Genomic DNA, 13,995 nt, shown 5'->3' with positions numbered 1-13,995 from the left:
GGGCGTTTATTTTTCATGCTGTATTGACTGGAACGAAAAGCTAAGTTAGAAAGCTACTTCGTCCAATCTCAATTAAAAATTTATGTGTGAACTTTTCTCTCACCAACCTCAGGAAAGCTACCAAATTGTCGCTAAATCAATTCGTATTGATGGTCATGCAACCAGTATCAAGCTCGAAGCAAGTTTCTGGCACATTCTTGAAGAAATCGCTCAGCTCCAAGGTATGACATTGCCAAAATTCATCAGTACAATTTATTTAGAGGCACTGGTGTATAACGATCAAGTCAAAAACTTTACTTCCTTACTTAGGTGCGCCTGCCTTATTTACCTACGCCAACCAGAAAACGTGATGAGCAACATATATCAGCAGCTCCAAATACCCTAACAAAATAGTTAATGTCGTACTGGAGTACTACCAACACTCACATAAACCTGTTTATTCTATTACCTCACGTGAAGAGGAGGAAAAAATGGCTAAGCTTATCCACACTATGATAAGAGTAAGTGACCTAAGTACTTCGGTTGATTTTTACCACAAAGCTCTTGCTTTACACATCAAAGAACAATTGGTTTTTGACGACTACACATTAACTTATTTGGCAAACCCTGAAACCGGGTTCGAGCTTGAGCTGACACATAATCATGATGTCCAACTCACCTATACACATGGCTCTGGTTACGGTCATATTGCCGTGTCGGTCGATAATATCCAACAAACTCATAGTGAGCTAAAACAATTAGATATCCTGCCGTCTGATATTAAAACGATTCATCACCAAGATAGAGTTTTAGCTACACTATTTTTCATTACCGATCCTGATGGATACAAGATCGAATTTCTGCAACGTAACGGAAGATACCAATAATAGGTAAAAAAATGATTCACTTAACCGCCACTTTTGAAGCAAAACCCGACCAAGAAGACACTCTGAAGCAACTGTTGCTTGATATGGTTCAGCCCACACAAAATGAAGTGGGCTGTATTCGCTACACTTTGCTGCAAGAGAAAGGAAACCCATCGATATTTATGTTTCAAGAGCAATTTATCGATCAAGCCGCATTTGATGCTCACTGTAGAGAACCACATTTCTTAAACTTGCTAGATAATTTAGATGGACTGCTAACAAAAGAACCAAGCATTACTTTCTTTGAACAGCTATAAATGAATGATAACTCTCTACTCAAGTAATTCGATCAGGACCAAAAAATCAAAAAGAGCGCTTTAAGCGCTCTTTCTATGCTTAGTGGTCTGGCAAACCACCCACTTTCATTAGATTCTCAATGACTGAGTCACGCCTTTGTTGGGGCTCAATACTGTCCGCATTGACACCTCCTCCCTTATTAAAAGCAATCATGTCATCCGTCGGGTGTGCGCGACACGCTGCAAAATGCACCACACCCATATTCGGAACAAGAAGCGATGAAAGTGAACGAATACCGGTGAACATAACACCACCCAAGAAAGCGGGATTATCAATGTGTCCTCCAAGCCCCTGATGATCAAGCTCTCCAATATAGTGCTCTTTAATGGTCATCCCGGGGCCTGCAACTTCACGTACAGTGGGCACCTTGTGTCTTCCCCAAACTTCTGGACATGCAATCGCTCTAACATCTACATCTCGTAAAAACGCCTGATCATAAGTATAAAAATGAACACTCGTACCTTGGGGAATTTGGATATGCGTGTTAAGAGTCGTTTCACCATGGCCTAAAAAGACGATTTGTTTATCTCCGCGCCTTGAAGCTTGTTTCATGTTGGTCACTGTCGTCTTACTAATGGACGTTGTTTTACCTAACATTAGTGGCTTGGTTGGCGGCAGAGCTTTCTCATAAACTTTAGAGTTACCAAGATCGCTATTAAAATATACCCCATATTCATCGACGAGAGATTTAAGCGCTTTTTTGGTATTCGTATCCTTATCGAATAGCCTAAATGTGTATGAAGAATGGCGATTTACCCAATACTTACAGGCAGTGTCAGCTGGTTTAAGATCTGTCGGAGCTTCTTCATTGATCGCTTCGACCAAAACATCTTTAATTTTCTTCAAATCGGTGAGCTTGACAATATCACTTCGAAGTTTGGGTAAACCAAGGGTTTTCTTTCTGGTGCTTTTCGTACTAAGAATACAACCATCAATCGTCCGTAACACCAGTTGCTTAGTAAACATACTCTACCCCTTATCTAATTTTCATTGATACAAAAAATTATAGAGTCAATATTTATAGAATGGGAACTTATATATTATTCTAGTTAACATTATTGAACTGTAACATAATATTTGTTACCAAAAACACCATGTAAGAAAGTCAATAAAAAACACATAATTAAAATTGACTAGCTTCAAGACAAACACATGAATAGCTAATCCAAATAACACTAAGAAAAACATAAAAAAACATTTAAATACAACAAAAAAATCAACTGGTATGACCAGCATGCTTTATTATACAGCAAACGTTTACTTTTATTTTTCCTATGCAATAATCCGAAAAAACACAGCTATATTAAGATATTTTAATAACAAGGAAAATTATAGTTATAAATAACTTTATTGCCGCTTTAAATATAATTACAAAGCAATTCTAATAGTTTGGCTAGTTTCATTATCGAAAAGGTGAAGTAAAATGAAAGCTTATGTTATGGACGCTCAAGGCAATCACTCTCTTCAAGAAAGACCTAAACCAAATTTAATTAATGAAGATGACATTATTGTTAAAATCGAGAGCACTACTATCTGTGGCACTGACCTCCAGATTCTTCGCGGGACTGTTCCGACTTTCAAAAGTGATACCATTCTCGGGCATGAGGGCGTGGGTATTGTCGAAGAATGCGGAAGCCATATAAAAAAATTCAAGCCAGGCGATCGAGTTGTTATTTCCTGTACCACATCGTGTGGTAGCTGCTCTATGTGTCAAAAGTCTCAGTTTGGTCAGTGTATAAATGGCGGCTGGATGCTAGGAAATGAAATCGATGGATGTCACGCAGAATATGTCAGAGTACCCTATGGTGATAACAGCCTATTTCATGCACCAGAAAATATTGCCAACGAATCACTCGTTCTTTTAAGTGATATATTCCCTACTGGATACGAAGTTGGAGTCTTAGATGGAAAGCTAAAACCTGCCGATACCTTAGCTATTATAGGCTGTGGCCCTGTTGGTTTAGCGGCTTTAATGACAGCTCAATTTTTCTCACCTAGCAAAATATACGCTATCGATAATAACCCTCATCGATTAGAAGCAGCCCAAAAACTTGGGGCAACTCATGCAATCAATAACTCTGAAAATACCGCCGTTGATCAAATACTAGATATTACCGACGGTGTCGGCGTAGATGTTGTGATTGAAGCAATAGGAATTCCTGCAGGTTGGGATATGTCACAACAGCTAGTATGCCCTGGCGGTAATATCGCTGTACTGGGTGTTCATGGAAAATCTGCGACTATCAACCTAGAAGATATGTGGAAACGTAATTTCACCATGACAGCTGGCCTTGTACATACTTACTCAGTTCCTACTCTTATCAAACAAATTCAGGCTGGCCACCTGCACCCAGAAAAACTTTGCACGCACCACTTCCCAATGGGTGAATTTGATAAAGCCTACGATACCTTTATTAATGCAGAAGAGAATGATGCACTAAAAGTACTGGTTTCTAGATAAACGCTTAGTGAAATATAAAACTCACTTTTCTAACCTGATGCTTCTTTATGAGAGAGAAGTAAGGAGAATAGATGTATCAAATGTCGACCCAGACAGCGTTGCTGCTACTGCTGTGCTTCTACGGCCTAACGTTTTTAATATCACTCACCTTAGCCAGAAAAGAAGAAAACGTTGATGGCTATATGGTATCGAATAATTCAATAGGATTCGGTATGGCAGCAGCGAGTATGACTGCCACTTGGATATGGGCCGCTTCCTTTTACGCCGCAGCCACTTCTGGCTATAAATATGGCTTATCGGGTGCTCTTCATTATGGTTTTTGGGGAGCATTGATGATTTTCTTTATTTACCCATTTGGTAAAAGGTTCAGACAAATTGCCCCTAAAGCTCACACTCTTGCCGAAATCATGCATGCTCGACATGGAAGCTCGAGCCAAATGATCATGGCAGGTTCAAATATCGTAGGAAGCCTTATCAGCCTGACCGTGAATTTCACTGCAGCAGGCGCACTCTTGGAGATATTATCCCCGCTGAGCTTTGTTCATGGCGTTATCATTGCTGGCCTTGGAGTGCTTAGCTATACCATTTGGTCTGGCTTTAGATCGTCAGTGACAACAGATTTTGGTCAAGTTATCGCTATGATTTTTGCCGCTGTGATCATCATACCTATTATCTTTTTCAAACTTGGTGGTAGCACTTTGTTTGAATCAGGCATGTCATTACTCACTGCTGAGCAATCTAGCTTCTATTCGCAAACTGCCATACTAGAACAAGGGGCACCATACTTTGTTGCTGTATTAGCCTATGCTATCGGTAATCAAACCATAGCCCAGCGGCTGTTTGCAGTGAGAGAGGACTTACTTAAACAGACATTTGTTACCGCTACTCTAGGCTACGGTTCAATTGTGATTGGTTTGGGTATGCTGGGATTTCTTGCTCTACTCGCCGGCATTACTCCTCAAGACGGCAATTATAACAACCTGATCCCACAAATGGCAGCAACTTACCTATCTCCATTTTTGGTTGGATTATTTTTCATTATGGTGATTGGTTCTCTATCCTCAACAGCGGATTCGGATCTTTCCGCTCTCTCAGCACTTGTGATGACAGATATCTATGGAAAGCACCTGTCTCGAGGGAAAGTCAAACCCAAAACCATGCTATTTATAGGCCGTTTAACTATGGTCAGCGCTACCTTTTTGGCCATGTTACTAGCATGCTTAAAGTTCGACATACTTACCATGCTTGTCTTTGTTGGCGCGCTATGGGGAGCCATCGTTTTCCCCGTCATCGCCAGCCTGTACTGGGATAGAGTAAATAACTTAGCCTTTACCAGCGCAGCCATCGCCGGCTTTGGAATGTTCGTTATCACGCGTTTTGAAATTGTTGGGCTACAAGGTCTAGCAGCATTGTTTTTCGAATGGGTCGCATCGGCAGGAGGAGGCGTCGTCATTGGTTTGATGGTTTTTGGCTTCTTTGGTTTTAAAGCAGCTTGCATACTTGGTGGGATCGCCTTTATTGCCATTACGCCTTTTGCATTGGATGCATTACGCCACTATCCGGTGTTGTTGAGCTCGATGACTGCTTACGGAGCCAGTACGCTAACCTGCGTGATTTTAAGTTTAAGATCAAAAGAACACTTTGATTTTACGAGTATAGGTAAGGATGTTGTTTCCTTTAACGACTCTAAAAATAAAACCCAAGCAATCGAAGGAGCCCCCCAATGTCAAGCCTAGCATTAACTCTGTATGTTCTAGTTTGGCCTCTCATGGCACTGGGCATCATGATACTTTTGTGTGTCAGCCTCTACAAAGACATGTGCAAAGCCAAAAAAGAAGGTAAAGAGATGGTCTAGTTTGAGTCGTCGAGGCTCAGTCTAAGGTGAGCCTCGACACATAACTCTACATATCTCTTTTGGCCAAAACTGTCCCTCAGTTATCTAGACAGGCATCATCTCGCACATTCAATTTAACCCGAGAAAGACTGGATCTGTTCCAATACTCAACAGCAAACCTGTTGATTGGATGCGTGAAAAGATCAAAGGTAAATACAACCTAGTTTCTTATTTGAAGTTATTAAAAATCAGGAGGAAATCAGCACTCATATGCACTTTAAATAAATTCACCCACTAACGATCGACAAACCTATTACACAAAAAAATAACAAGGGTTCAGCAATGAAAATGCGTCCATCGCATATTCATGGATTTGTGCACCCATAACAACGTCAATAATTGAGGCTTATTAATGAAACACACTATACCTGTATTTTATATCGCCACGCTCTGTCTTACTTCCCCCTTTGCTTCGGCAACCCAAAATACTGAACTACCGGAAAGTGGCGAAAATGCGTTCTATCGCTCTGTTGGTAAACTCAGCGGCAATATGACTTGCACTGTTTCTTTTGTTCAATTTGGAGATAATCTAAACGCTCCAGCAACCTTTCTTTCAAATGGACACTGTAGCCAAAATGCTTTTAGTTCATCATCAGGTAATGATATAACGATTGAAAAATCGGTAAATTACACTGCCAAGTTTAATTACTTTCAAGATTCGATTGATGCAGGAGAAACCATTTCTGTAGGTATTAACAAAGTCTTATACTCAACGATGAAAGGCTTAGATATCTCGGTATTATCATCCGACCAAACCGTCGCTCAGCTCATTGCTCAAGGCTTAACTCCGTATCGTATTTCTCAAGAGTCACTGCCTCCAGAGGCTGAGATCACCATTGCGGGTGTGCCTATGGATGTCAACGCATTGCAACTGTCATATTGTGAATCTGGGAATACATTTGATGTGGTTGAAGGCTACTGGCATTGGTATGACTTTAACGAAAATAACTGCCAAGGTATCTCTCCAGGAAGCTCAGGTTCGCCAGTGTTCGATAACAATCAAACCATAGTCGGACTGATTAACACAACCACAAATACTGCCGTAGGAAAAACTTGCTATAACGGCAACCCTTGCGCGGTTGATGATGAAGGTGCACACGTTAAAAAGAACAAAAACTACGTCGTTCCTATTAAAGATCTGAGCCAATGCTTCAATTCAAACGGAACTTTCTCATTAGACAATTCCGCTTGCCCATTGCCTAAGCCCAGCGACATTAGTATCGCTAACTATCCTTATATCTTCAGCGGGGAAAACTCTAGATACCAAGATTGGAAGTTCACCATTAACAGTGACAGTAAGATTCGCTATAAGAACATCTTATTATCTGATAATAATCAAACTTGCCAAGATCTCTCAGGTTACAGCGCTCCAATAGAAGTGAGTCAAGTCAACTTCAGCGAAACCAAAATTGACATCAGTAAAGAAGGTGTTCATCAATACTGCATCATAGGGGAAAATGATGACGCCAGTGCGCCAAGCGTAGTTCAAGTTCAGGTTGATAATACTCCTCCAACAACCAAGCCAGTACTTAATGTGACACCGATTGGTTTTGAGCCTATTTTTATGGTCCCCGAGTACTCTGATTACTGGTTAGCCTGGGGCAAACCTGACGAGATTGACTGTGATGAAGCTCGCTATATTCAATACAGAAGAAACCCTATCCGTATCCAATCTGTACCACTTAAAGTATGTGTCTACGGGTTTGATGCAGCGGGTAACCAAAGTCCTAACTTTGACTACCTGATTGAAAGTCCTTTCTAACTATCTTGGTAAGAAATTTAATCGCCTAAAAACCACCTCTCTATCAGAGGTGGTTATTTTATTTATACTGGGCATCTCTGCTCAAGTATCGGGTTAGATGAGTGCTGAACAGCACTTATTCGCTTGCCTATTTCACATTCAACTTGAGTCACTGGGTATTGCTTATCCCAAGCCTTCATTAAGCTGCGTTGAGAACGGCTCATTTGGTAAATAGGATAAACCGCTTCCATATAAAGATAAGCTCTCGCTATTCTTCCCCTCGCCTTTTCGGGAGGTTGTACTTTTCGGGTTGTGATTCTCATATCACAACTGCCAAAGCTTGATGCTTCTTCAGGCAGCATTACAAAGTTATAATTTTGTCTTTGCGCATTAACGCTACCAATTGCAGGATATAAGTTGAACAGGTCAGCCTGCATTAAACGATAATCTTTGCTTACCTTCGATGCACAGTTGCGACCTTTAAACGCTTTACCCTTGCTGTTTATACAACCAGGATGACCATCTCGCCATGCAGAGAAAGCTCGCCCAAAGTTTTCTGCGGGCACAATATGCTCTGCTTCCCATTTGTTTAATCGCCCACGGTATTTATCTGTCTTAAACCCCTCTGGAAGCGATACATATTTGTTCAAATTAAACGGTGCATCACAGTACAGAGTGCGCTGATATGAATCTCCAACAAAAACTTCCTGCTGCATTAAACGTTTGGCCTTGCTAAAAGACTCATTATTGGTATTACCTAAAGCAAAAACCACATGGGGAAGTAGCGCGAACCACAACAAAAAACATCTCGCGTAAAACATCGGCTTGATAGCTCCAACTAATAAAAATCAAACATATCAATTACAAATTTACCATATGGCTGCGCGGAACGATATGGTTGATAAATCTTATATTATCCGACCGTTTAACGAGTTGGAGAATCATTACTGAAGAATTAAAGGTTGGCTACATAAACGTTTTACCAACCTGAAGATTTAATAACAAGGGGGATAAAAACCATAGTAAAAACAATAATTTACACGACATATAAATAAAGGGGAACTATAACGATTTCAATATGTAAGCTTGCTAAATCGCTACACACATAGGTGTATTGGAGACAGGATCTCGAAACACATTGGCTTTTAGGTCAAAAACATCATTAAGTAATGTCTGCGTCATCACCTCGTCAGGCGAGCCTTCCTCTACAATTTCCCCTTTTTTAACACCTCCGGAGTATCTACTAAACTTGCTACTCCTTTGTCTTCCATTTCTGCTACCACAGAGACCGCTTTTGGAAAATCTAATCAACCCATACCCGTTTTAGTCCCCTATTGAGGCATATACTCCGCATATCCTTGGTATTGATGACCAATCACTTACAAGGTTCCACATGTGATTTTTTCTTGCAAAACGGCTACTTGTGCCACTATAGCCAAGGTTCCTCCAATGGAGTAAGTCAATGGGCACAAATCAACCTTATGTTCACTGTTTATTCCGTTTGTGTTTACATGACTATTACTAAAAATAATGAAAACAACTCTCATTTGCATTTACAATATTTGTTTTTTATCTATAGTGGCGATTTGTACACAAAAAACTAAACAATAAATTATAAAACATTCTTTCCTTCAGGCTCGAAAGAGTCCATTTGAAAGCTAGTCGTGAGCATACGACAATAACGTTTTGAAATTTAGGGAACTCCATGAAATTTAGGATTATTACCGTAAGTAAATCCGTTACCCAGTTAAAGCAAAAAGCAAAGGAAAACCAATACGAAAATATTCCATCATTGTGGAGTATATTGAGGGACGCCATCATTTGCTGGCAGTCGATCAACGGCAAGCAGCCAGAACTAGAATCACTGCTCGATGGCGGATATTTCCCAAGTAAAAACAATTTTACTACTCGATTGATGCAAAACGCTGACAAAGAGTCGAGCTATACCCAAGTGTTAGCACCATGGACGACTCGAAACAAAGGTGAAAGCCATGATTAATTCGTTGCAACTTCCTTCACACATTGAACAACAGATAGAGCAAATGGCCAAGCAACAGCAACCACTGTGTGCTTATCTCTATGTTCTTAACGCACTTGAAAATCACATCAAAGGGATGCGTCACGTGCTGCCCAAAAACGTTGAGTTGTTTTATGCGGCCAAAGCGAATCCGTCTGAGCCGATATTACGTACTTTAGCACCTTACGTTGACGGCTTTGAAGCGGCGTCCAGCGGTGAGCTAAATCACCTTCATCAGCAGCGACTTAACAAGCCTCTGATCTTTGGTGGCCCTGGCAAAATGCCGAGCGAATTAGAACAAGCTATCGAACTGGATGTGGATGCGATTCATGTGGAAAGTATCACCGAATTGCAACGTATTGGTGCCTTAACTCAGAAACTAAACCAAAGCGCATCTATTTTTCTGCGCATGAACATCGACATTGGCGATATCACCCTCAGCAAATTGGCCATGGGAGGCAAACCAACACCATTTGGTCTAGATGAAGCCGAGCTAGATAACGCCATCATGTTGTTGCGTGATTATCCATTAATCCAATTAAAAGGCTTTCACTTCCACTTAATGTCACATCAGTTGGATGTAAACCGTCATTTAGCTTTGATGGAAAGGTATTTTCAAGTTGTAAAAGGCTGGAAACAGAAATACACACTCGATGAACTCACCATCAACCTTGGTGGTGGTATGGGCATCAATTACCAAGACCCTCAGCAGCACTTTCCATGGGAAGAGTTTTGCGACAAGTTGGAGTTTTTGATTGCCAAGGAGCAGATGCAAAATTGGCTATTACGTTTCGAATGCGGACGTTATATCTCAGCGCCTTGTGGCTACTACGTAATGGAAGTACTGGATATCAAGCAAAACCTTGGCGAAAACTTCGTCATAGCACGCGGCGGTACTCACCATTTTCGTACACCCGCTGCCCAAAGCCATGACCATCCTTTTGTGGTTTTGCATAATCAGCAGCGTCCAGAGATTTCAAACCCAATCGGCCACACAACAGCGACTTTGGTCGGTCAGTTGTGTACACCTAAAGATGTCCTAGCGCGCAATCAAGTCATAGAGCGCATCGACATCGGGGATTATGTGGTGTTCACTTTGGCGGGCGCTTACGCTTGGAACATCTCCCACCAAAGCTTTTTAATGCACGAACCTCCCCTGTTCCATTACTTCTAAATTTGAGTGGATACACTCAAAACATATAGACAGACGCAGGAAAAAAGACGGTGATAAACTCATGTCTATCACCGTTTGAATAAGCAAATAAAAGTTTGTAGAATAAAACCAAAGTTATCCTATTCTATACCCGCATCTATGCCAGAGACACCCATTTTTATTTTCTAGAATGCCAAATCAGTGCGCTGTAGAGAAAATATCCAATACCTTTCCAGTTAGAGTACTTACTTTTTAATAAATAAAATTTGATATTAATACTTCAAAGCAGTCAAAGGTAATAGATCTAACTAGTATCCAGTACTCTACAAAGTTAGTCTAACAATAACATTTAACATTTCATCAAAACAAGGGCCGAGCGCTTGTTCGTTTACAGCATGGCAATAAACACCTTCAAGCTGTCCTACGCGATAATCACTTGCTAAATCAGAGTCATCTAAAAGCCTTGGATCATTAGCCATTCTTAAGAGCAAATCCTCACCAATTTCACTATCTGGACCAGCTACTGAAGTCAAAGAGGAACCAAGGCCTAAAGTAAATACATAAATACCTTCATTTCGAGCAGCTTCAGCCATGTCCTCGACTAAATTGCGAGCAACGCGGTTCACTCGGGTGTATAGGTCATTAGCTGAATTTGATGAGGGGCTATACTGGTATACAGGTCTATATGGATGATCAGGATTTAATACTTTAAACTCACTATCATCCGTATCATGTGGGGTATAATAATCCGGTAAAGAAGCAATTCTATCATCAATGCCACTTCCCTGATAACCCGTTCCTGACAATTGAGTTGCTATCGCATCGTGTCTCCATAAACCGTTTGGAGTACCACTTGACTGGTCACTCGACCGAATAGCTCCAGTATAATCAGTACTAGTACTGGTAAAATCAAACTCTGATGCGAATGTATTGGGAGCACCATCGGTAAAAAAAACGATGACTTTTAAGTTAGCAGGATTCTCAACATTTCGAAGAGCATTCAAAGCTAAATACATTCCTTCAGAAGAGTTGGTGTATTGTGGATTAGACAAACTACCAAAATCAAACGCGTCTATCGCAGATTCGAGAGCAGAACGAGAGTGCCCCCTAGACGCTTGGAAAGCAACTGGCGTTTCAGCACCGAAAGCATATTTTACTATTGAGATACGATCAAAACTCTCATTAAAATTAGAAATAAAATCTTTCGACCGTTCTACCACATCATCAGTTACATCGCCAATCGTCCCCAATCGTAACGAAGTTGTGTTGTCTACGACCAAAACCAAGTCGACGGGGCGACGCACAGTTTGTGCGGTTGCATTTAAAGTTAACGTTTTATGACCAAACAAACCTAAAAACGTTGTGCTTACTTGTGCAGAAGCAGACAAATCTATTGTAATGTTACCAAAAGAATCGTAGTTAAATAAAATAGTTGGACCTGTTGATGTACTGCTGTGGTAGCCATCCGGAAGGTTTGCAACAAACATCTTCGCCGCAGCTTCTTGCGCTGAAGTCTCCCCTTCAGATACAGCTCTAGCCGCAGCAATACCTGCGGCATCAACAGCTGCAAATAATTTAGCTTTTACTAAATAAGCCCTCCCCGAATCGATAGCTAATCCTGTTGCGAGCATCAAAAAAGGAGCAGCAATAACAGAAATAATAGCGACGAGTCCCCTGCATCTTCTCATTCTGGTAGATTGACTTTTAAACACAATATCTACCTCCTATGCGCTACAAATATGTGATATCACTAACAACAAATCCACTCTTAATGAACAGACTCGATAATGGAGAGTATTGATAATGAACTTCCACGACGTATACAGATTCGTTTGGACTGAGAGATATCGGGAAATCACTCAAAGTAGGTAGGGGAGAATCAATATTACATTGATGATTTGTCCAGCTAGAGCATTGACCCCAAGCAGAACTGGTATGATCTAGACCTGAACCGCTCCAGCGATATTGTTCGCTAACATATGGAGCATCATCTTCTTGTCCTGTTACCAGTGTTATATACATAACACCATCTTCGGACAGATCGAGGCTTCCGGTAGTTCTAGATACTAAATTCATAATATCGTCGGGAGCAGTAGCACTTGTTCTTGATACTAGGTTTGCACCTTCTCGAGTTACACCTGTTAAAATACTGTTTGCCTGGAAAAATTGTGAAATTTCAATAATTCCACCAACAAGTAATAGCATAAAGGGCGTAACCATAGCCATCTCTACTGCGGCAAATCCGGTTTGCCGAACATTGTATTTCATGATTCACTACCTTTAAAATGACTCATTTTTCATGGCAGTACTTACAGTGAAGGAATACTTGCCACCATCAACGAACGGGTAAACTAGAGGGCTAAAAGACGCCCACTCACAATCAAGGTGTATAGCAATTATCTCTCCAGATGCACCAAAACCAGATAACGGATTACCATCAATATCTTCTACACGAATACCCTCATGTTCATTCATAACCTTACCTAAATAACCATTGGAAGCATTTGAAATCATTGTTGTTACCGCTGCCTCTCGATTTCCATTTCCTTCTGGATCCAGATCAGCACGTCCAGTAACTGCATAACGTGCTCCCTCACGGACAGCATTTTGCATAGTAAGTTTGACGTGGTTGTATACAGAAAGATCTACTATGGTAAAAAATAACAAGAAAAAGAAAGAAGCAACTAGACTCAGTTCAATAAGCACACTACCTCTTTGGTATCGCCTGATCGTAGACGATTTACCGCGTCCTACAAGACTGCATGTCGTCCAGAAAGCACGTCTTCCCACTTTTTTCATACACAACACACCTGTCCAACCGATAATAAACGACACCATAGAGGAACAATCGCCTACGTTAAAGTATAGTCGGCCTTGGTTAAATATGATAAAAATCAATAAAGGTTTAAAACTAATAAGTGGTCAATACTTCTAAACACTTTGTTAAATGTAAGCAAAACACTCGGATAATTACCGCTGAATGTGAGCGTAAAGTTATTCTTGAGGGTTCAGTCTATCAGGTAAGTTCAAAATATGGTCCTCCCAATTCACTACTTCAATTTCATAAACCACCTTGTTGCGCACGCTTTCTCCGGCGGCGTGCATGGCGGATTTGGAACCAGTAATCAGTGGGTGCCACTCTGGAAGAGGCTGTTTTTCTGCTAGCAGGCGGTAGGCGCAGGTGTGGGGTAGCCAAGTAAAATCATCGATATCATCACGAGTTAGCTTAGTGCACTCTTCACCTGATGAGAAACGGTTGGGGTAATCTTTACACGAACACGTTTTACTGTTTAGCCAACTACAAGCCACATTGGTGTAATAGATTTCTTCTGTGTCTTCATCCATGAGTTTATGTAGGCAACACTTACCGCAACCGTCACAAAGTGCTTCCCACTCTTGTTCGGTCATTTGCTCGAGAGATTTACTTTCCCAAAATGGCAGGCTCATAAACATTATTTAGATATCGGACAAAGGGAGGGCTTTATACCGTTATGGCAGATAAAGTGCAAGCTTGGAGGTAAAAATGG

Annotated in this window: 14 protein-coding genes and 2 pseudogenes; 9 read left to right on the top strand and 7 right to left on the bottom strand. The window is 40.9% G+C overall.

Translation table 11 applies throughout. From position 1 onward, the window contains the following. Positions 1 to 82: 82 nt before the first annotated feature. The 3 genes from DPF90_RS14760 (at position 83) to DPF90_RS14750 (ending at position 1,162) form a co-directional block, all read left to right on the top strand. Entirely contained in the window at positions 83 to 385 is a 303-nt protein-coding gene (locus DPF90_RS14760) for a ribbon-helix-helix domain-containing protein (RefSeq protein WP_114787100.1), read from the top strand. A gap of 85 nt (positions 386 to 470) precedes the next feature. After that, on the top strand, positions 471 to 866 hold the full coding sequence (locus DPF90_RS14755; protein ID WP_114787099.1) for a VOC family protein: 396 nt from the start codon (positions 471 to 473) through the stop codon (positions 864 to 866). Between the two features lie 11 nt (positions 867 to 877). Continuing rightward, positions 878 to 1,162 (top strand): putative quinol monooxygenase, encoded by a 285-nt coding sequence (locus DPF90_RS14750; protein ID WP_114787098.1) that lies wholly within the window; start codon positions 878 to 880, stop codon positions 1,160 to 1,162. Between the two features lie 79 nt (positions 1,163 to 1,241). Here the strand turns inward: DPF90_RS14750 and DPF90_RS14745 are convergent, their stop codons facing one another. Continuing rightward, positions 1,242 to 2,168: a putative adhesin gene (locus DPF90_RS14745; RefSeq protein ID WP_114787097.1), complete on the bottom strand. Its 927-nt coding sequence runs from the start codon at positions 2,166 to 2,168 to the stop codon at positions 1,242 to 1,244. A 457-nt stretch (positions 2,169 to 2,625) separates the two neighbouring features. Between DPF90_RS14745 and DPF90_RS14740 the strand changes: the two genes are divergently transcribed. From DPF90_RS14740 to DPF90_RS14730, 4 genes are all read left to right on the top strand, one after another. Beyond that, positions 2,626 to 3,663, top strand: coding sequence for an alcohol dehydrogenase catalytic domain-containing protein (locus DPF90_RS14740; RefSeq protein WP_114787096.1), 1,038 nt, complete (start codon positions 2,626 to 2,628; stop codon positions 3,661 to 3,663). 71 nt (positions 3,664 to 3,734) lie between these two features. Then, positions 3,735 to 5,399 carry a sodium:solute symporter family protein gene (locus tag DPF90_RS14735; RefSeq protein WP_114787095.1) on the top strand — a complete coding sequence of 555 codons (1,665 nt, stop codon included), beginning with the start codon at positions 3,735 to 3,737 and terminating at the stop codon, positions 5,397 to 5,399. Further along, positions 5,387 to 5,518 (top strand): putative transporter small subunit, encoded by a 132-nt coding sequence (locus DPF90_RS20480; protein ID WP_240314528.1) that lies wholly within the window; start codon positions 5,387 to 5,389, stop codon positions 5,516 to 5,518. The genes DPF90_RS14735 and DPF90_RS20480 overlap by 13 nt, the downstream gene beginning before the upstream one ends. A 391-nt stretch (positions 5,519 to 5,909) precedes the next feature. Next, entirely contained in the window at positions 5,910 to 7,319 is a 1,410-nt protein-coding gene (locus DPF90_RS14730) for a trypsin-like serine peptidase (protein WP_114787094.1), read from the top strand. A gap of 62 nt (positions 7,320 to 7,381) precedes the next feature. Here DPF90_RS14730 and DPF90_RS14725 read toward each other — a convergent pair whose 3' ends face one another. Continuing rightward, positions 7,382 to 8,119: an endonuclease gene (locus DPF90_RS14725; RefSeq protein ID WP_114787093.1), complete on the bottom strand. Its 738-nt coding sequence runs from the start codon at positions 8,117 to 8,119 to the stop codon at positions 7,382 to 7,384. Positions 8,120 to 8,387: 268 nt separating this feature from the next. After that, positions 8,388 to 8,510: pseudogene (locus tag DPF90_RS20560) on the bottom strand (ferric citrate ABC transporter ATP-binding protein FecE); the annotation flags it as partial. A 577-nt stretch (positions 8,511 to 9,087) separates the two neighbouring features. Between DPF90_RS20560 and DPF90_RS14715 the strand changes: the two are divergent. Both DPF90_RS14715 and DPF90_RS14710 read left to right on the top strand, forming a co-directional pair. Continuing rightward, positions 9,088 to 9,297: pseudogene (locus tag DPF90_RS14715) on the top strand (siderophore biosynthesis protein PvsD); the annotation flags it as partial. Beyond that, a complete protein-coding gene (locus DPF90_RS14710) occupies positions 9,290 to 10,489 on the top strand; it encodes a type III PLP-dependent enzyme (protein WP_114787092.1) in 1,200 nt (399 codons plus the stop codon). The pseudogene DPF90_RS14715 and the gene DPF90_RS14710, both read left to right, overlap by 8 nt. A 302-nt stretch (positions 10,490 to 10,791) precedes the next feature. On the opposite strand, the gene DPF90_RS14705 is transcribed toward DPF90_RS14710, so the two are convergent. From DPF90_RS14705 to DPF90_RS14690, 4 genes are all read right to left on the bottom strand, one after another. Continuing rightward, positions 10,792 to 12,180 carry a TadE/TadG family type IV pilus assembly protein gene (locus tag DPF90_RS14705; protein ID WP_240314527.1) on the bottom strand — a complete coding sequence of 463 codons (1,389 nt, stop codon included), beginning with the start codon at positions 12,178 to 12,180 and terminating at the stop codon, positions 10,792 to 10,794. 19 nt (positions 12,181 to 12,199) lie between these two features. Further along, positions 12,200 to 12,736, bottom strand: coding sequence for a TadE/TadG family type IV pilus assembly protein (locus DPF90_RS14700; RefSeq protein WP_114787090.1), 537 nt, complete (start codon positions 12,734 to 12,736; stop codon positions 12,200 to 12,202). A gap of 12 nt (positions 12,737 to 12,748) precedes the next feature. After that, positions 12,749 to 13,267, bottom strand: a complete 519-nt coding sequence (locus DPF90_RS14695; RefSeq protein ID WP_114787180.1) for a TadE/TadG family type IV pilus assembly protein — start codon at positions 13,265 to 13,267, stop codon at positions 12,749 to 12,751. A 195-nt stretch (positions 13,268 to 13,462) separates the two neighbouring features. Further along, positions 13,463 to 13,915, bottom strand: a complete 453-nt coding sequence (locus tag DPF90_RS14690; RefSeq protein ID WP_114787179.1) for a YcgN family cysteine cluster protein — start codon at positions 13,913 to 13,915, stop codon at positions 13,463 to 13,465. Positions 13,916 to 13,995: the final 80 nt, after the last annotated feature.

The organism is Vibrio tetraodonis, from assembly GCF_003350295.1.
Lineage (GTDB): Bacteria > Pseudomonadota > Gammaproteobacteria > Enterobacterales > Vibrionaceae > Vibrio > Vibrio tetraodonis.
This window is presented reverse-complemented; position numbering and strand designations above follow the sequence as displayed.